The 20079-nt window shown below is 45.8% G+C and carries 11 protein-coding genes; 2 read left to right on the top strand and 9 right to left on the bottom strand.

Features of this window, described 5'->3' with window-relative positions:
- Positions 1–360: 360 nt before the first annotated feature.
- Positions 361–1542 (bottom strand): MlaD family protein, encoded by a 1182-nt coding sequence (locus ODOSP_RS18540; RefSeq protein WP_013613788.1) that lies wholly within the window; start codon positions 1540–1542, stop codon positions 361–363.
- Positions 1543–1571: 29 nt separating this feature from the next.
- Positions 1572–2675, bottom strand: a complete 1104-nt coding sequence (locus ODOSP_RS18535; protein ID WP_228026199.1) for an N-acetylmuramoyl-L-alanine amidase family protein — start codon at positions 2673–2675, stop codon at positions 1572–1574.
- A 383-nt stretch (positions 2676–3058) separates the two neighbouring features.
- Between ODOSP_RS18535 and ODOSP_RS18530 the strand changes: the two genes are divergently transcribed.
- A complete protein-coding gene (locus ODOSP_RS18530; protein ID WP_202194622.1) occupies positions 3059–5716 on the top strand; it encodes a putative LPS assembly protein LptD in 2658 nt (885 codons plus the stop codon).
- 177 nt (positions 5717–5893) lie between these two features.
- Complete coding sequence (locus tag ODOSP_RS18525) at positions 5894–8284, top strand: glycoside hydrolase family 127 protein (protein WP_013613785.1); 2391 nt, start codon at positions 5894–5896, stop codon at positions 8282–8284.
- 6 nt (positions 8285–8290) lie between these two features.
- On the opposite strand, the gene ODOSP_RS18520 is transcribed toward ODOSP_RS18525, so the two are convergent.
- The 7 genes from ODOSP_RS18520 to ODOSP_RS18485 all read right to left on the bottom strand — a co-directional run bounded on the left by ODOSP_RS18520 (position 8291) and on the right by ODOSP_RS18485 (position 20070).
- Complete coding sequence (locus ODOSP_RS18520; protein WP_041557068.1) at positions 8291–9433, bottom strand: 6-bladed beta-propeller; 1143 nt, start codon at positions 9431–9433, stop codon at positions 8291–8293.
- A gap of 938 nt (positions 9434–10371) precedes the next feature.
- Positions 10372–11658, bottom strand: coding sequence for a M64 family metallopeptidase (locus ODOSP_RS18510; protein WP_013613782.1), 1287 nt, complete (start codon positions 11656–11658; stop codon positions 10372–10374).
- A 58-nt stretch (positions 11659–11716) separates the two neighbouring features.
- The gene (locus ODOSP_RS18505; RefSeq protein ID WP_013613781.1) at positions 11717–14119 is read right to left on the bottom strand and encodes a glycoside hydrolase family 127 protein; all 2403 of its coding nucleotides are present in this window, start codon (positions 14117–14119) and stop codon (positions 11717–11719) included.
- Positions 14120–14143: 24 nt separating this feature from the next.
- Positions 14144–16378, bottom strand: coding sequence for a S9 family peptidase (locus ODOSP_RS18500; RefSeq protein WP_013613780.1), 2235 nt, complete (start codon positions 16376–16378; stop codon positions 14144–14146).
- A gap of 15 nt (positions 16379–16393) precedes the next feature.
- The gene (locus ODOSP_RS18495) at positions 16394–18376 is read right to left on the bottom strand and encodes a glycoside hydrolase family 97 protein (RefSeq protein ID WP_013613779.1); all 1983 of its coding nucleotides are present in this window, start codon (positions 18374–18376) and stop codon (positions 16394–16396) included.
- A gap of 148 nt (positions 18377–18524) precedes the next feature.
- Positions 18525–19217 carry a hypothetical protein gene (locus tag ODOSP_RS18490; protein ID WP_167536002.1) on the bottom strand — a complete coding sequence of 231 codons (693 nt, stop codon included), beginning with the start codon at positions 19215–19217 and terminating at the stop codon, positions 18525–18527.
- Between the two features lie 7 nt (positions 19218–19224).
- A complete protein-coding gene (locus tag ODOSP_RS18485; protein ID WP_095074732.1) occupies positions 19225–20070 on the bottom strand; it encodes a transglutaminase domain-containing protein in 846 nt (281 codons plus the stop codon).
- Positions 20071–20079 lie beyond the last annotated feature (9 nt).

The raw sequence follows: 20079 nt of genomic DNA, 5'->3' as shown, positions 1-20079 counted from the left end.
CTTTTCACAACCCGCCTCTTTTCAGCATGCTAAATTCCATAAAAAAAAATCATAAAAAAAATGGGATTTTACTTGGTTATATTCAAAAAAAGCTTATCAACTAAGAACCAAGACATTAAATATAACCATCTGATAACAAATATATTACACTCCATCAAAATCATTTATTTTTATTAAAATACCTATACCCCATTTATCATATTCAAAAGTTAAAAAAAGGAGAGTACCCAACCTAATCGTTTCAGCTTAAAGGAAAAGTTTCTCGCAACATATTAACATAACAAACATATTATACACATCATTATGTTAATAATCACCACAACGGCAACGCTACTATTTAGAATGATTCAAATTAAGATTTTATTGAATTTTAACAATAAATGATTGTTTAAAGATTTTATTAACATCTTTCAGATCTTTCTCCGCTTGTTTCAAATTCTTATAAGTTTGGATCAAATAAAGATATTTCCCGTTTTTACGCATTTCCCTTAAATCGGGATATTTCCGGTATAATTCGGAATCCAAGGCCAAGGGTTCCTCCGATTCCGCAATCACGATCCCATAAGTATCCTGGGTCGATTTACCGGAAGAAAAGTCGAACAAAGATAGATTCACAAAGCGTTTTGGATTTTGCCGGAATTCGGTCAGTAATTTATTGAGATTTTCACTCACTGCCGTCAGATTATAATACAAATCACGGTCATTCACCACTCCCCCTAGTGTACCTTTCCCCCGGTTGATCTTCATGACAATGGAATCGGTCTGTGCCAAAACACTATTCAAATAACGAACGGTATTAGCCAGATTAACCGCTTTAAGCGAATCGCTGATCCCGGTAATATTATCCAGGCTACGGGTTATATTCGCATTACTGTTTTCCAGGTTTCCGGTTATGCTATTGATATTCTCGAGAATTTTAGAAATCCGGGAGGACTCGTTGGCCAGCAAATCGTTCAAAGTACCGGAAGCATGCTCTACGTTATCCAGTGTGCGGCTGACACTTTTCAAGGACCCCCGGATATTTCCATTGGCATCTTCACTAAAAATCTCCTGCAAAGCCACCAATACCGTATCCAAAGAGACCATTACCGTCTCGGCTTTCTTCTTCAAGGGTTCCAATTGTTTGTTCAGTTGTTCCATGATACCCAATTCCAATTCCGTTCTCAAGGTATCCCCGCTCTGGGCATAAGTCGTTGCATCTCCGGGGATGAGGTTGATGGCTTTCGAGCCCATCAAGTCGGCGCTACGGATAGCAGCAATGGTATTGGAAGATATCTGCAATTTTTTTCCCACGGTAAACTGTACCAATACCTTATCGTACCGTTCACCGGTAAACTGTATGGCACTGACCTGTCCGACACTATATCCCCGATAGATTACACTACTGGAAACTTTCAATCCATCCACCCGGTCATAAATACCATAAAACACATTATTCCGGTCGAACAATGCTTTCGCTTTCAAAAAATTAATTCCCCAGATCAATATAACAACAGCAACAATTGCTGTTAATGCCAGTTTCACTTCTCTTTTAACCTTCATTCCCATAACATCTTATATCTTACTACTTTTTATTTTTCCGACTCCAATTTTCTGGCTTCTGCCACAGTAATTACTTTATTATTATATATCGCAATGATGAAACAATCTTTCACTTTACGCTTTACGGAAGAAAGTTTTTTCTTCACTACATCTAATTCCTTATCCTTAGCCACATAATAACGATAGCGTCCTCCGGAATTTATTTCCTCCACCTTCTCGCCTGTACAAAGCTTTGCAGGAGTTTTGACTTTCGAAGGAACAGAAGCCACCTGAATAGCATAAAACAATTCGTTTTTTCCGGATTCGGCAACTTGCGTTTTTTGTACTTCTGCAGCCTTTACGGGCTGATTTCCATCCGATGCCACTACCGGTCCGGGTTGTCCGGAGCGGTTCACGCTACTTTTTTTCTCTACTTGTCGTTTATAAGTTTCAATTCCTTTAAAAATAGCAGTAGCGATCTTCGTTTGTCCGGCCTGCGACATTAAAAATTTCTCATCTTCCCGGTTAGAGATAAAACCCGATTCGACAAGGATGGCAGGCATTGTTGCATCTTTCAGTACCAGATAACCGGCTTGTCTGACCCCCCGGTCTTTATGATTGGTCGCTTTGACCATCTCTTCTTGTACGGCACCGGCCAGTTCCAGGCTTTTTTCCTGATGGATATTCTGCATCAAACTAAAAATAATATAAGACTCGGGACTTGTCGGATCGAATCCGGCATAATTCTTTTCATAATCCTTTTCATGCCTGATTACAGCGTTTTCTTTCATCGCCACTTCCAGATTTTCCTTGTTTCGGGTAGATCCCAGCACATAAGTCTCCAGTCCCCGCACAGAAGGAGTTTTACAGGAATTGATATGAATAGAAATAAAAAGATCGGCTTTACAGTCGTTGGCGATCTTGCCCCGTTTATTCAGCTCTACAGGCACGTCTTTCGTCCGGGTATACACCACCCGAATATCCGGATAGCGTTCCGAGATCATCTTTCCAAGCTTTAAAGCAATTCCCAAAGTGAGGTGTTTTTCCTGAGTAAGGGCACCGATTGCCCCGGGATCGCCTTCTTTATTAGCAAATCCACCATGACCGGCATCAATACAAATACATTTGATTTTTCCCGATTCTTTCTGAGCCATAGATTCATATGCGGAAAATATTACCAGTAACCAAAACAATATTCCGGTAAGTCCGTATCGAATTATCATGATATTTAAAACTTTTTAAAAAGAATGCTAGCTATTAACAATCAATATTTCTTACATTTGCAAACCGAATCCAAGGACCGGAATGCGTTTATTCATCACAAAAATAGTATAATAAATTGCAACTAAGAGCAAATATACTTCAATTTCTTACGATTTGCATCATTTTTATGATGGCAGCATGTTCCGTAGCATCACGGTCTTCACATGCCCGGAAAGATATTGCCGCCAGCGAAACGCAAGAAAAGACAGCAGCGGGAAAGCAGCAAGAATCAGCACAACCAGATTCGACGGTTCAAGATAAAACTCCCGGGCCGGTGATTAAAGAAGTCCACCACCCGGTCAAACGTCCGGCATCGGTCAGAGACAGTTTATCTGCTGCCGATTCGGCTTTAATGGCTCCCCGTCCAACTGTGTCGGATTCTCTACTTGCAATAGTCAATATCGGAGTTGCAACCGATTCGACTCCCCGTCCGACTGTGTCGGATTCTCTACAGGTACAATCCGATACACTCCAAACGGATAGTACGAAAACAGAGAAACCTCTTTTTAAAGATGTAGTAGAATACAATGCAGCCGATTCGATCATTCTGGATGTTCCCAATAAAAAAACTTTCTTATATAAAAATGCCTTTGTCAAATATCTGACGACGGAATTAAAAGCCGACTACATCGAATTAGATATGGAAAACAGCCTGGCTTATGCTTCCGGTCTTCCTGACAGTAGCGGTACGATCGTCGGCAAACCCAAATTCAAGGACGGTAGCCAGGAATTCGAAAGTCTGGATCTCAAATATAATTTCAAGACAGAAAAAGGATTTGTCAAAGAGATCATCACCCAACAAGGCGAAGGTTACGTCCAGGGAAAGCTGACCAAGAAAATGTCGGATTCGGTATATTGTATCAAAGACGGCTGGTATACCACTTGTGACAAACACGATCATCCGCACTTCTACGTACGGTTGAGCAAGGCCAAAATGATCCGGGACAAAAAGGTCGTTTCGGGATTTGCCAATCTTTACATCGAAGATGTACCTCTCCCTCTGGCTATCCCGTTCGGATTCTTCCCGATCACCAAAAAAGGAACCTCGGGAATTATTATGCCTACTTACGGTGAAGAACGTATGCGGGGATTCAACTTGCGGGACGGAGGTTACTACTGGTTTATCAACGATTATGTAGACCTCACGGTTACCGGTACGATCTATACCAATGGGTCGTGGGGCCTCAACGTAGGTTCGAATTACAGAAAAAGGTATAAATTCAGCGGTAATTTCGATTTCTCGATGAGCCGGAACCATACCAGTGAAAAAGGAACTCCGGACTATACCCAGTCCAAAGACTGGTCCATCCGCTGGCAACATTCCCAAGATCCCAAAGCCAACCCTTATACGACATTTTCTGCTTCGGTAGATATGTCTTCTGCAACAAACAACTATTATAACGCCAACAATATCAATGATATAGCCAACCAACGTAAACAATCCAGTATTTCCTGGAGCAAAAAGTGGCCCGACCGTCCGTTCAATATCACAGCCAGTTTTACCCACAACCAGAACAGCCGTGACTCCTCGATCTCACTTTCTTTTCCGAACCTGAACTTCCGGGTATCCCAGGTATATCCTTTTCGGCGTAAAGAACGTGCAGGTAAATTAAAATGGTATGAGAATATCGGTTTTACCTACAATGCAGAGTTACGTAACAGTATTCAGACCAAGGAATCCGAACTGGGAAAATCTTTCCAGAATATGGCCCGGGACTGGCAAAATGGTTTTAAACATTCTATTCCATTGAGTACCAGCATCAATATTGTAAAAGACCTATCCCTTTCTCCCTCGTTCACTTATAACGGTGTAGCCTATCTAAGTTCGATCCGTAAAGGCGACTGGGTAGCCGATTCTACGATGCCGGGAGGGGGTTATATCCCTGTCGATACGGTATATGGCCTGCATTACGCCCACAATTACAACGCAAGTCTGTCTCTTTCTTACAACCCGACGATTTACGGTATGTATCAATTCTTACCGACTAGCAAAATCTTTGCCATCCGGCATGTCATCCGCCCCAGTGCCAGCGTATCGTATACCCCTAAAATCGGTGTACCTAAAAGTAAATACTGGAAAACTTACACAGATTCACAAGGTAACGATCAGGAATATTCTATATTCGACAACAAGTTATACGGAACCCCTTCCGGTGCCGAAGAATCGGGGAGCCTGAGCCTGAGCCTCGACAACAACCTGGAAATGAAAGTCCGGAACGACAAAGATACCACCGGCAAGGAAGAGTATAAGAAAATAAAACTATTGGAGAGCTTTCGTTTACAATCCAGTTATAATTTCTTTGCCGATTCTATGCGCTGGTCGGTGATTCAGTTATCGGCCCGGACCAAAGTATTCAATGAAAAAGTCAACATTAACCTGACCGGAACGTTAGACCCTTATGCCATCAATGCCAATGCCGTCAGAATCAACAGGTACAATGGAGGTATCGGACGTCTGACCCGCGTATCGGCTTCTTCGGGCATACAATTCTCTTCGGACAACGGGAAAAACAAAGAGGAAAAGAACGATAGACTGAACGGTCATTATGATGAATATATGGATTTCGATGTTCCCTGGAGTATCAGTCTGGACTATACGTTCAGTTATTCGAAGAATTATTCGCGCAATACCGCTCCCGGAGCCAAAAAACCTTTGAGCAGCAATACCATTTCGCAGATGGTGCGTATCAACGGCAACTTTTCCCTGACCCCGAAATGGAAGATAGGCTACAGCACCGGTTATGACTTCCAGCAGAAAGAAGTGACGGCTACCAGTTTCAACCTCACCCGCGACCTGCATTGCTGGGAAATGACCTTTTCCTGTATTCCCTTCGGCACTCACCAGTCCTACAATTTCCAGATCAACGTCCGTTCCAGTCTGTTGAAAGACCTGAAACTAACGAAGCGGGACTCCTGGTACGACAGGAGGTAAGCACACCCGGCACACCCGCTCAGCAATGTGCCGGTCAGCAACCGCAAGTCGCGCCGATTTTTTTCTGCCTTTGTCAAAAAAATTCTCCTTACCGGACAATATTGATATGAAAACGTACATTTCTGATATTTGTTTTCCTACCCCTATTCTATTTTTGCAGAGGTAAACCGAACAATTATGAGGGAAATAATATTCATATCTATACTCTGCGGAATGCTGAATTTCGTGGCTTGTCAAAAAAAAGTGACCGATTATCCGATCCAACCCGTAAATTTCACCCAAGTCCATTTAGCGGATTCTTTTTGGAGTCCTAAACTGAGTATAAATCGCGAAGTATCCATCCCGACGGCTTTTCACCAATGTGAAATCAACGGCCGCCTGGACAATTTCGCTCTTGCCGCAGGTCTGAAAACCGGAGAACACCAGGGAGATTTTCCCTTTGACGACACCGACATTTACAAAGTAGTCGAAGGAGCTTCCTACGTGCTGGCAGTGCAATACGACCCACAGCTCGACCATTATCTCGACAGTGTCATCCACCTGATAGCAGCAGCCCAGGAACCGGACGGTTATCTTTACACTTGCCGTACCAATCGTTGTGACCGCCTTCAGCGCTGGATGGGCAGCCGTCGCTGGGAGAAAGTCAATAGCCACGAACTTTACAACTGCGGACATTTATACGAAGCCGCCACGGCTCATTATTATGCTACCGGTAAACGTCATTTACTTGACGTCGCGATAAAGAATGCCGACCTGGTATGTCAGGTTTTCGGAACAGATTCAGGACAGATCCATCAGCCCTCGGGGCATCCCATTGTCGAGATGGGGCTTGTTAAAATGTACCGGGTGACCGGTAATCCCAAATACCTGGAAAAAGCGAAGTATTTTTGTGAGGAAGCGGGACGTCTCTCCGATGGGCGCCCTGCCAGTCCGTATAGCCAGGACCACAAACCGATCAAGGAACAAGACGAGGCTGTAGGACACGCCGTGCGGTTCGGTTACCTGTATTCGGGTGTCGCAGATGTCGCCGCCTTGTGCCAGGATCAAGGATTCATCGAAGCTTCAAAACGGCTATGGAACAATATCACCGACCGGAAATTATATATCACAGGAGGTATCGGAGCCAGAGCCTGGGGAGAAGGATTCGGGGAAAATTACGAACTTCCGAACATGACTTCCTATTGTGAAACTTGTGCCTCTATCTCCAATGTCTACTGGAACTACCGTCTGTTTTTACTAACCGGGGAATCGAAATATTACGATGTGCTCGAACGTGCCTTATACAATGGAGTCATTTCGGGAGTCTCTCTCGATGGGAAACGTTATTTTTACGACAATCCTTTGATGTCGGACGGTAGTCATGACCGGAGCGAATGGTTCGGTTGTTCCTGTTGTCCTTCCAATATCACCCGCTTTATGCCGTCCATTCCGGGTTATGTGTATGCCGTCCGAGGGAATACTCTTTTCGTCAATCTGTACATGGGCAACGAAGGTCAAATAACTCTGGAGGGCCAACCGGTCCGCATCAAACAGGAAACCCGTTATCCCTGGGAAGGCAGGATCAAGCTGACTTTGGATCACTCTCCTGCTTCTTCGTTTACTCTGGCTTTGCGTATTCCCGGTTGGGTACAACAGCAACCTCTTCCCGGCACCCTATATACCTATCTCGACAAAGATACACCAAGTTATACCATCAGCCTGAACGGAAAAACGGTAAAACCGGAAGTCCGGAACGGTTATGCCCTTCTCCGAGGCGACTGGAAGGGTAACGATCAAATCGTCCTGAATTTACCGATGCAAGTCAGAAAAGTGATCGCCGACCCACAAGTTATCGACGATCGTAACAAATATGCTCTAATATACGGTCCGATAGTATATTGTGTCGAAGCCAGCGATCATGACGGTTACGCTTTGGATCTGTTTACAGAGGAAGATACTCCGTTCAGTCCGGAGTTTAAGCCCGATCTGCTTCACGGTGTCATGACCTTAAAAGGCCAGGGATATCATTTACTTTCCGACGGCCATACGACTCTGCCAACCTCCGTGACGGCCATTCCTTATTATGCCTGGGACAACCGCGGAGCCAACGAAATGAATGTATGGATCCCTTATACCCGCGAGGCCAGCATTCCACGCCGCACAGAAACCCTGGCTTCACAAGCACAGGCTTCTGTTTCGATCCCTTACGGAGGATACGGTTTGAACGACCGGTTCGAACCCCGCAATTCGGCGGATAAATCGATGCAGTTTCACAATTGGTGGCAATGCTTTGGCACAGAAGAATGGGCTCAATACGAATGGGACCAACCGATGACTCTCACCGAAGCATCCGTATATTGGTTGGAATTAGGACATTACGATATCGATTTCCAACTCCCGGTCTCCTGGCGTCTCGAATACAAAGCCGGCGAGAAATGGCTGCCGGTAAAAAATACCGATCCTTACGAAATCGCTAAAGATAAATATTGTACAGTCCACTTCCAGCCCGTCAGAACCAAAGCTCTGAGATTAACCGCCCAGTTACAGGAAGGCAAATCAGCCGGAATATTGGAATGGAAAGTAAGGTAAAGTCTCTTAAAACTTAAACTTTACTTTTACCAACAGAGGGTTGCTATCTTCCGGGATCCGGAGATGGGTTTTCTGAATAATAGCTCTTTTTAAAAGATCCTGCCGATTCAGTAAGATTTCATCCCAGTCCCGGTAATCGTTATAGATACCATAAAAAAAGTCTTTATCGGCCCCCCCAATCATGAACATCCCGTCGGCATCATCTCCTTTTCTCTCCCAGGTAATCGTTTTGCTATTTTTAAAAGAGTGGATACAATAACAATCGGTTGCCTCAGGTCCGCAATACGAGAAATAGAAGTAATCCCGGGTATCGTAAATATAGACCGGCATTTTATAATAATCAGAACGGAGATAAGTTTGCAGATCCGATGAATACCGGTTTTTTATCGTCTCTTTCCCAAAATCGATTTTCACCCGGGGTACCGGCAAACTATCCGAAAGATAATAACAGATATTATCACTATCCTGAGGCCGGAGAATATATCGATTATCGCTAGTCTGGGTTATCAGAGCTATATTCAGGCCATAGTCTTTACGAGGCAGAAATTTTTGCAGGATTCGCCCCTGTTCGTCATAACGATACAAACAATAGAAATCTTCCGAAAAATTATTCTCGTCCATTTGCGGGCAATAATACAAAAAAGCCGAATGACCGGGTCCACTCGCTATCGCATCGAAGCCATTACATATCTCTGGAAGCTCCAGTGTCGTTTTCCGGATAAACCGTCCGGTCTCCGTACTATATTTCACGATCTCACATCCTCCCAAAATCCATAATTCCCGGGCATCCTGGCTGAGGCATACATCATCGATAGTAAGGTATTCTTCGGGGCCACGGCCATTCTTTCCGATTTGAAATAAAAACTTTCCTTCAGGACTGAACATGAACATGCTGGCAGTACTTTTAATCAGGACATTTCCGTTAGGCAAAAGCAGTATTTTTCCCACCAGTCCGATCAACGCTTTCCCGGTAGTCTCCAAAGGAACAACTTCAACCGAATCGATATACGGCAACAGGTCGTTCACCGCATTTCCTGCACTCAAGGGAGTTATTATTTCCTGTTCAACCGAAACCGGTTTACTCTGATTTCCGCACCCGGCAAGAAACAGGAAGAAAGAAAAGAAGAAAAAAGATTCTAATTTTAGCATAGACATAAGGTTCTCTTTTTCAACAAAGATAATAAAAAAGGTTTATAAACCTTAAACAAGCAAGAAGTAATTTTAAGTACCTTACGCACTAATTCTATTTAGGTTTTAAAAGTTGTACCCCGAACTTCAGGTTCTCTCAACAGGAACAAAGTGAGTCCCGGCAAACCGGTCACCGAAGACGAATTAGTAACGACGAATAAACTTACATTTTTTAATTTTAATAAAAAATCATTATTCACTTGTTTATCTTCAATTTTTTCTTTTCCTTTGTAAAACAGATACAAGAGGTATCTGTCAACAAAATGTTGATGCGTTACTATTACGCGTTCTGAAAGCAAGAAAACTGACAATTTTTAAATAGGAAATCAGAACGATTGTAGCAACGCTCACGTAGGAGGTTCGTATATCAATGATACCTAAGCGTGAGCTTGCTCTTTCTGTTCCTAACCATTGTCAGTGGTTCTTGCCAGATTGAGTTAAGTTCCACGCTTTGTTGTTTTAAAGGCAGCTCCGCGTTTTTCTCAATCCACTCAACATATATACAATTATCAGGCTACTGTTTGAAAGCAGACCGGATACTCCAACAGGCCTCCCAAGCCGTGTGTACAACTATTATACATTCAACCGGCTGCTTTCTTTCAACTATTGACTTGGGATTTCGGGCTAATGAATAGCCGGGGATATGTCTCGACGACATATCCCTTTTTTTATTCTGCCCTAAGTTTAAGAACCGCTTGCGGCATACCTTCCGGGCCGACTTTTACCGTAATCTGTCCGTTTTTTCGTTTACTCCTGCTCATGGCTATCGCCCGTCCGTTCCAAGTATTGCGTTCATTCTCCAGATAAGATCGGAATCTTTCAGCGAGGCATGTCTACTCCGGAATGTTCCGGGAACACTCCGGACCATCGGCCTGCATATTAAAAATTACTCCGTACGATCAACGACACAGAAAATCGATTTGCTTCCGGATCGCCTGACTACATACGGGGCAAAAGATATCGATGGTATGCAGGTTATTCATCAGACAGTTGGGCCATGGACGATACACTCCTTTATTCACATAACCACCTCCTTCATAAACCCCTAATTTCTGAGGTGTTTTTTCATTGACAGGAGTAGGAACCGGCGTTTTCGTGTCCAGCATCTTTTTCCATTCCTTCCGGCCGAAATCGGTCAGGGTGGTCAGATTGGCTTCCCATGGCTCTACATCGGTCGGATACATATCGTTGTACGACACGTTGCCAATATATTCATCCCCTAATCCCAGCAACACATGTCCGAATTCGTGTACATAGATTTTACCGGTACGGTTAGGATGGTGAGCTGCACTGATACCATAAAAATTATAGATTCCGCCACCACCATATTTCTGCGTATTGGACAACACATAAATATGATCATACGGCGCATGGGCAGCGATATCCCGGAGTCCCTGAAAGTCCTCGATCATTTGATAACGTTCCGAGTCGAAGGTATAGTAGCGGGCTTGAGCCGCCGTATTCCGCCATACATGTTCGCCGGGAATAGTCACACCCGATTCCATCGAAGGGGACCACACCGCCCGGATATTAAAACGGGCAGTATTCTCCTTGAAAGGAGAGTAACTGAAAAACTCTTCAGCAAACACCCGGCAGGCAGCTGCAAATTTCTCCTTCTCATTCTGGGTATACCCTTCGGGAACGAGTACGATATCTACCCGCGTCGAGGGATTACCGTTATAGGCCACCTCGAAGGTCTCGTAGCGGGGAGTAAACTTTTTCACAAAATAAGAATTGGGATCGATGTCCTGTTCGAATTTCTTTTCAAAAACTCCTTTCCGGTTACGGGCATAGATCTCGATCCGTACCTCATTTTTCGGGTAAGGGAAAACCACCGACTCAGGCATGGCTTTACGCACAGTCTGCGCTTCGGGAGTGGTTTGCCACTCATTGAACAAGGTACAATAGCTTCGGGAATAAATCTCTTTACCACTGGCTTTATCGAAGATTTTAAACAATTGCACCCCATAACCGGTATCATCCAGCAGAGACACTTTCGAACCTGCCCAATAGGGTTCTTCCTTCAATTCGTCGAAAAAATACTCCTGGTTCCGGCTATCTCCGCAATGGTAGTAGTCGAACCGTAGTGTCTTGTCCAGAAAATACCGTTCAAAGGGTGTCTGGGCCGTCAACTCTCCTGTCATCCAGGTACAGAAAAATAAAAAAATGATTTTCAATAAGTTCATGTTTTGTTAGTTTGATTTTCTTTACAAAAATAACAATAATGACGAGGTAAGCCAAAAGTTATTTCACTTCCCACTCAAAAATTCCTGCCGCATTATCCTCCGGCAATTGAACTTCGAGTTTCACCGCAGCGGTTTTCACCGGTTCGAATTCCACCGTACAGGGAGCATCTTTCTGAATCGGATAATCAGCCGTATTTTTCACCGGGACCCATGCTCCGGCTTCATTTTTATAATATACCTTCCATGCTTCCGGTATCCGGCAACCACCCCACGGGCCGTCGTCGAACCAGTAAACGGTAGAAGAAGAGACAGTCTGTTCGCCTTTGAAGTCGTATACAATCCATTCGGTTGTATTCTTTTTCGGCCACCAATGGTAATAAGGCATCGAGCGATCCTCGGGATTCTGTGGTTGCAAACGGTCGTTTACCGCCGAGATAGCACTACTCCGGTGAGAGGCAGAAACCTCACTTTCGGAAGCAATCGTCGGCGGCATTGCCGGACGGGTAGCATTCAGGTCGATCGGTAGCCAAACGGTCATCTCTCCGGCTCCCCGATGTGCCCATGCATAATAAGGAATCAGGGATAAAGTGACTTCTTTTGCCTCCAGACGTCCCTCTTTATCGAACTCCAGCGTCTGAGCCTGTGTTTTCAACAGCTCTATGCCGTACAACAGATCACTGCGGTTTTCTACGGTAAATTCGGGTGTTTGATTCATCAGGATTCCCCGGACACTGAAATCATTATCCGGCCATTCGGCACAATACACCACCGGTCCTCGCTCGACGGATACCCGTCCACGATCGGCTTCCACTTTATAATTCGCTTTTACAATCCGCGGTTCCATATCGAAATGAATATCTACGATATCCCCTTTTTTCCATTTGCGTTGAATGGTAAAATAACCTTTTTCCAGCGTACTCTCTGCCGGCTTACCGTTCACTTTCACTGTATAGCCCAGTTTTTTGCCATCGGCATAACGGTACAAATCGCTCGGTACGACCTTTCCCTGCACCCAACCCGGAATCCGGATTTTCATCGCAAAATCGGAAATTCCGCGGGGAGTCACGGCCACTCGTATATCCCCGTTCCAGGGATAAGAGGTGGACTGTTTCAATCCTACTTTCTTCCCGGCGACTTCGAGGGTCGATTCGTTGGCCACAAACAAATTGACATAAACTTCCTTATCTTTCACAGCATAAATATATCCCGGAACAGAAGGAATAAAACGGCAGGCATTCGACGGGCAACAGGCACATCCGAACCAGGGCGAACGTTGATGCTGGCCGATAGATTCCAAAGGATTGGGATAAAAGAAAGCCCCACCGTCCAGAGAAATCCCCGACAATACGCCATTATAAAGGGTACGTTCGAGTACATCGTAATATTTGGCATCTCCTTTCAGCAGAAACAAGCGATAATTCCAATACACATTACCGATAGCGGCACAAGTCTCACAATAGGCCGACATGTTGGGTAATTCGTAATTTTTACCGAAAGCTTCACCACTGCCGGTAGCTCCGATTCCGCCTGTAATATACAACTTTTTAGTAACGACATTCTCCCAGATCCGGTCGATCGCATCGATATACTCCTGATCACCGGTCAGGGCAGCGACATCGGCGATACCGGAATACATATAAGCAGCCCTGACAGCATGTCCGACGGCCTCGTTCTGTTCCAGAATCGGCTTATGAGCCTGGCTATATTCGTCTTTCCGTTCCGTATATCCCCGCTTATCCAGGAAAAATTTCGCTTCATCCAGGTATTTTTTATCCCCGGTCACCACATACAACTTCGCCAAAGCCATCTCGGCGATCTGATGTCCGGGCACTTTCACCTGCTGTCCGGGTTTATCACCGATCTCACGGCAAACACAGTCGGCATAGCGGATCGCAATATTCAGAAAGTTTTTCTGTCCGGTAGCCTGATAGTGAGCGACAGCCCCTTCAACCATATGCCCCAGGTTATAAAACTCGTGGCTCAGGTCTTCCACTTTTTCCCAGCGTTTCGATCCGGCCCATTCATGGGGGTGTTCCGGATTCATCGTCCGGGAAGTATACAGATATCCGTCCGGTTCCTGTGCCCTGGCAACGATCACCAGCACACTGTCGATATATTTTTTCAATTTTTCATCCGGATACGTCTGCAACAGATAGCTGGCCCCTTCGATCGTTTTATACACATCGGTATCGTCAAAAGAAAATCCGGTTACTTTATTATGAGGACCGGGATTAGCGGCCATTTCGAAATTCTTGTAGCGTCCTGTTTCTTCGCATTTACTGAATGCCAGCGGAATCGTCACTTCACGGCTGGCTTTCAGTCGTTGTCCCCAAAAGGCATCGTTCACTTTTACAGCTGTAAAAGGAACCGGGGTAATGGGATAACCGGTATGTCCATTCTTCTGAGCACACACACTCAGTGCCAGACATGCGGCAACAAAAGTCATCACTCTTTTTTTCATAAGCTTTTTATTTATGATTCGATTTTATTTCTTTTCCTCTTTATTCCAATCCGGAGTTTGCAGGCCTTGTAAATGCCGGATAAAGAAATCCCGTCTTTTCCGTTCACCGTAAGCTCCGCCCATCGTATGCCGCTGGTTGGGCAATACTACAAATTCAAACTCTTTACCGGCACCGATCAAAGCATTCACCACCTGGAAAGTTGTCGAAGGATCGACATTATCGTCCAATTCCCCCAGGATCAGCATCAATTTCCCTTGCAGACGATAAGCATTCACCGTATTGGAGCATTCTTCATATTCTTTTCCGACGGGATACCCCATCCACTGTTCATTCCACCAGATCTTATCCATCCGGTTATCATGGCAACCGCAAGCAGCGACACTCACTTTATAAAAATCAGGGTGGAACAATACAGCTCCCATCGCATTTTGTCCGCCTGCCGAGCAGCCATAAATCCCAACCCGGTCGATATCCATCTCAGGATATTTAGCCGCCGCAGCCTTCATCCAGGCGATCCGGTCGGGAAAGCCTCCGTCTTTCAGGTTTTTCCAACATACATCATGGAATTTTTTCGAACGGTTAGCCGTCCCCATTCCGTCGATCTGTACCACGATAAAGCCCAATTGCGCCAAAGCGGCATCTACCGGAGATACGGTGAAAGATTTCGGGACAAAAGAATCGTGTGGTCCGGCATAGATATACTCGATTACGGGATATTTTTTGGACGGGTCGAAATCTACCGGACGGACGATAACTCCCCAAATATCGGTTTCTCCGTCTCTTCCTTTAGCACAAAACACTTCAGGCATTCTCCACCCTTCTGCCAGCATCTTGCTGATATCGGCCTTTTCCAAAGACAACAAGACCGATCCGTCTTTCGCACTACGCAAAGCAGCTACCGGCGGACAATCGATCCGGGACCAGCTATCTGTAAAATAGGTATAATCCCTGGAAAATTCCACTTGATGGTTTCCATTTTCAGGTGTCAGGCAGAGCAATTCTCCATTCTCTATATTCAGCCGGTATACTTTCTCGAGATAGGGATCTTCACCGGCATCTTTTCCGCACCCTACCAAATAAACCACCCTGGCGGCATCGTCCACATGCAACACCCGTTTCACTACCCATTCCCCTTTGGTCAGTTGTCGTTTCACCTGACCGTTATCCGCATCATAGAGATAAAGATGGCGCCATCCGTCACGCTCCGAAATCCAGAGGATCTCGTTCCGGTCTTTCAGATCGTAGCGATACAGCAAATTATAATAAACAAAAGTAGGCATCTTCTCCCCGATCAGCACTTGAGCCTTCGGGTTGTCCCCGGTGACTTTATAAACTATATATTCCTGATGTCCCCGTTTGTTATAATCGAAAGTAAAAGAACGACTGTCATCGGCCCAACGGATATTGTTCAGGTTAAACTGTTTTTCCGGTTCGGCAAACTCGATATTTACCTGTCGTCCTTCCTCCACCAGAAACAATACCGGTCGTTTGACAGGCAGGGCATCTCCCGGTTTCACATAATCGATCTCTTCCATTTTGGGTTGCAGTTGTCCGGCAGGCGAAGACACGACGGTCTTCAATTTCCGGATCCAGGCGGGGCGGTATTTACAACTCACCAATTTCCGGGAATCCGGCGACCAGCTGATAAAAGAAGAATAGTATTCTCCGGGGGCTCCGTCGTAGCTCAGCCGGTTCACCTTGCCGCTACTTATATCACGGACAAACAGATTTCCTTCACTGACAAAGGCTTCTTTTTTTCCATCGGGCGAAGGAGTAGCTCCCTGCCAATTCTCTTCATTCACACCTCCCCAGTGGCCTTCCCGGCGGCGGGGTTCTTCTTTCACCTTACCGATCACCTTATTTTTATTCCGGTCGTAAGTATATTTCATGCCTTCGGTCACAAAAGTCAGTTGTTTCAGATCGTCCGAAAACACAATCTCCCGGAAAGGCATTTTCCCGGGTTCCACTTTTCGTCCCAGTTCAGCCGTCAATGCTTTAGCCATAGCTTTCTGATCGAAAGCCGGTTGTTTCTGTCGTTTACCGGCATTCACCAGTATAAAATCAGTACCTGCAGGAGTCTTGACCGCATACCAGCAAAAATGTGTATTTCCGATCCAGCGGGGAGTGATATTCCCTCCAAAATATCCGGCCTCATACTTTTGCCTGAACCCATCTGCTTCGGCATATTTTTCTTTCAGCTCCTGTGCACAAACGGCACAACTGAACACCAATAATAAAATAACAGGAATAATTTTCATAAGTTTATAATTTTATCAGTTATGATTTTTCTTCAACCTGATAGCAAATCCTCCTCCCGGAGCAAGTTGCATCTTCAACCGATCCTCTCTTTTTACATCACGATATTCATGCCGGTAATCCTCTCCCTTTTTATCCGCATTTATACCGTCGCAGAAAATTTCAGCCCGGAACATCCCTTCCGGCAAGAAACTCAAATCCAAATCCACCGTGCGTGCTTCCCAATCGGTCAGTCCTCCGACGATCCAGTCTTCCCCCACCCGCCGGGCAGTAACGATATATTCTCCCATTTTCCCCTGCAATATCCGGGTTTCATCGGCCACAACGGGTAAACCGGCGATAAAGCGGGTACATTCGGGTTCCTTGCGATAGGCGGTGGGGGCATCACACAGCATCACCAACGGACTGTCGAACACGATATAAGTAGCCAGTTGATGACAACGGGTCCCCTGACTCATCGGGCTACTGTAAATATCCCTGAAGTCCTTTTTCACTGCATTCCGCATAGCTCCCTGGGTATAATCCACATTCCCGGCCATCATACGAATAAAAGGCATAGTTACGTCGTACAAAGGCATATCGGGATTACTCCATTTCAGTTCCTCCATGCCGAATACTCCTTCGAAATTGATCGCATTCGGGAAAGTACGGTTGATTCCGGTCGGTTTATACATACCGTGAAAATCCACGAACAGCTTATATTTTGCAGTAGTTTCCGCGATCCGGTAAACCATCTCTACCGCTTTCTGATCATCCCGGTCGAGGAAGTCGACTTTGAAGCCCTTAATCCCCATACCGGCATAATACCGGCAAGCCTTTTCGAGCTGCTCGTCCAGCACGTTCATCACCGCCCACAGAATCAGTCCGACCCCTTTGTTGCGGGCATATTCGGCCAATTCCGGTAAATCGATCTCCGGAACAGTGGTCATGATATCTCCCTGTTTGGGATCCGACCAACCTTCGTCGAGCACCACATATTCGATTCCTTGTTCCGCAGCAAAGTCGATATAATGTTTATAAGTCGGCGTATTGATTCCTACTTTAAAATCCACTCCGCTGATCCCCCAGTCGTTCCACCATTCCCAGGCCACTTTCCCGGGTTTTATCCAGTTGTAATCACCGATCCGGTTGGGAGCGGCCAGCGCATACACCAGATGATTCACCGGCATCTGAGTATCTTCTGCAGTCACTGCCATAATTCTCCAGGGAAAGGTACATTTACCGGCTACCCGCGCAATATAAGGCCTGCGGGTTTTCACCGTCTCCTGACAACGCCACTTATTCTTAAACGTTTCCTGAGGATAGGCTGCAAACACCCCTTTCAAAGCCGGCGTTTTTCCATCTCCACAGACGAACATGCCCGGATAAGCTTCCAAATCGGATTCCAGTAAGGTCAGTTTCACCGCACCGGCATCCACAGTCAAGGGTAAAAAAGCAGGTAACTCTGTATTATATTGTGTAAGAGGAGCTTTGGTGTAAAAATTTTGAAAAGCCATATTCCAGGGATCTTTCGGATTGGTAGAATACGGTATATAGGCTTCGAAATCATCAGCAAAATTAAATTCGGCCCTCTCCTCCACCACTGTCATCTCTCCTTTCCGGCCGGCCACGAACCGATAGGCCATACCATCGTTATAGGCCCGCATCAGCAGTGAAAAACCATTGTTCAACCGGAGTTCGAGTTCATTACAATCGATTCCGAACTCCTTCACCCGATAGAACGGAGCCTGTACCGTCTCCGACACATGCCTCTGTTTTGTTCCCGTTATACGGATATTTTCCCAATGATCGGCTTCCGGCAGGTCGGTATGAAGGGCTATCCGGGAAGGTTTTAATAAAAGCCGGCCATCATAGAAAAGTGAATAAGCTATCCCCTGTCCGGCAGTCACTTCGAGTTTCACTTTACCGTCCGGCGACTTTAAAGTATACATTTTCACTCCGGCTTGCAACGCCAAAGCCAGGACAAGTAATACTCCTGTTCCAACGATTTTTTTTACCATATTCAATTTTTATAAAAATTTACTCTCCACCGTTACTTTTCTTTCTATCCTCCCATTTCCGCTCCGTTAAGTGAGGTTAAAAATAGTATGAACGAAAGAAAAAGAATGCAACAAAAATTTTTTTAGATGCAAAAATCGTACAAACTTCCTACCACCACACCTGTTTTCCCTGTTCGTACGTAAATATCCGTTCTTCCACTCCCTCAGTGAGATCCCTCAGCCAGTAGAGGTGTCCGGCAGGAACTCCCTCATAATCGAGTCCATAGGTGTCGGGCACCTGCCGTCCCATCGTGTACCATTGTCCCCGGTCCCACACCAACAGTTCGTATAGGTCGCCCGGTTTGACAAAATTATCGTCGTTCCGGGGAATGTAACAGATCCGGCTGACGCGGACAGGTATCGCCAACTGCAAACCGGCCCAGGAGGTATCGGCATCCTGAGCGGCAAAATAGGTATGTTTGCTCCCATCATAAACTTTTGTACAATCCCAGGTCTTTCCGTTCTCCGCCGAAGGTGTACCGATACAGGCCCCCCGGATCAGTTTACCGTCCGCATCGAAAAACATCGCCTCTGCAATACAACTATTGGAACCTTTCGGTCCCCGGTAACGCAGATAGCGAAATTCCGACGGACAGTTCACCCGTACCCAGTTCGAATCGGGAAGCGGCACTTTAGTAATCCGGTGGAGCACCACGGCATCCCGGAAATCCGGCGTATTCGCTCCTTCGAATACCCCCTGTACCATCAAATCCAGCAGCAAGCGATCCATAGCCGTCCCGGTATATTTTTTCACCAGATGCATCTTTTGTACTCTTTCATTCCCACCACGGATGGATTTCACTTCATGATCAGTAATTCCACAGGTAGGGAAGCTTTCGTCCGTCGGTATCCACCATAAATGTCCACATATGCGAACCGATCCGGTGGGGATTCTGCACCACCCGGTCGATTCCGCAAGGGATCCCCAATGCCCGGAACAGGGCCACATTGAACCCCGACAACTCCCGGCAACCTCCGAATCGTTCGTCCAGTAACTGCAAGGCTCCATATTCCACAAACGACAAATCGGAAGATGCATACCAATTCTGCTCGGCCCGTAAGTGATCGTTCAGAGCCGAAGCGACAAACACCACATCCGGATTCACGGCACAGAGCGAGTCGCACAACCGTCCGTAACGCCGTACATACGCCTCTTGCCAAAATTCCAGGGGTTCCCTTTCAATCCGGTAAGGCAGGACAAATTCGCAAAAATCTTCGAAAGAATAATACGAAGCCCAGGGCCGCTTCTCCCACACCCCGAATACATAATCGATATGCCGGATAAGGAAATCGGCCGTAACCGACCGGGCATCGTTGCGTTTCGTCCACCTCCTGACATCAGGCTCGCCGAAAGTCTTCCACAATTTGTGTTTGACCGCTTTGGCACTTAGTCCGGTCCGTTGCATCCACCGGTATCCTTGCCTGAGGCTATCCAACTGCGCACCTGTATAGAAATAATGATAAGGCATATTCCCGATCAAAAAAACGGCCGCCCTATACTTCAGCGAATCATTCCGGTAGTGGTCGAGTACCTTTTCCAGTTCCACGCGGTTTTCCCCGGCATACCGCAACGCAAAATCGAGCATCGTCGGCCGCTGACAGCTACTCCACAGCAACAACAAGCCAGATAAGTAAAAATATAGGATTTTCATCATCACATTTGT

It is taken from the genome of Odoribacter splanchnicus DSM 20712, assembly GCF_000190535.1.
GTDB classification, from domain to species: Bacteria; Bacteroidota; Bacteroidia; order Bacteroidales; family Marinifilaceae; genus Odoribacter; species Odoribacter splanchnicus.
Note: the sequence above shows the minus strand (reverse complement) of the source record. Positions and strands in the feature narration are given on the sequence as shown.

What these genes read in the sequence shown, in the direction of transcription:
- ODOSP_RS18540 (WP_013613788.1), bottom strand. Translation starts at nt 1,542, where the DNA reads ATGAAGGTTAAAAGAGAAGTGAAACTGGCATTAACAGCAATTGTTGCT.
- ODOSP_RS18535 (WP_228026199.1), bottom strand. Translation starts at nt 2,675, where the DNA reads ATGGCTCAGAAAGAATCGGGAAAAATCAAATGTATTTGTATTGATGCC.
- ODOSP_RS18525 (WP_013613785.1), top strand. Translation starts at nt 5,894, where the DNA reads ATGAGGGAAATAATATTCATATCTATACTCTGCGGAATGCTGAATTTC.
- ODOSP_RS18520 (WP_041557068.1), bottom strand. Translation starts at nt 9,433, where the DNA reads ATGCTAAAATTAGAATCTTTTTTCTTCTTTTCTTTCTTCCTGTTTCTT.
- ODOSP_RS18510 (WP_013613782.1), bottom strand. Translation starts at nt 11,658, where the DNA reads ATGAACTTATTGAAAATCATTTTTTTATTTTTCTGTACCTGGATGACA.
- ODOSP_RS18505 (WP_013613781.1), bottom strand. Translation starts at nt 14,119, where the DNA reads ATGAAAAAAAGAGTGATGACTTTTGTTGCCGCATGTCTGGCACTGAGT.
- ODOSP_RS18500 (WP_013613780.1), bottom strand. Translation starts at nt 16,378, where the DNA reads ATGAAAATTATTCCTGTTATTTTATTATTGGTGTTCAGTTGTGCCGTT.
- ODOSP_RS18495 (WP_013613779.1), bottom strand. Translation starts at nt 18,376, where the DNA reads ATGGTAAAAAAAATCGTTGGAACAGGAGTATTACTTGTCCTGGCTTTG.
- ODOSP_RS18485 (WP_095074732.1), bottom strand. Translation starts at nt 20,070, where the DNA reads ATGATGAAAATCCTATATTTTTACTTATCTGGCTTGTTGTTGCTGTGG.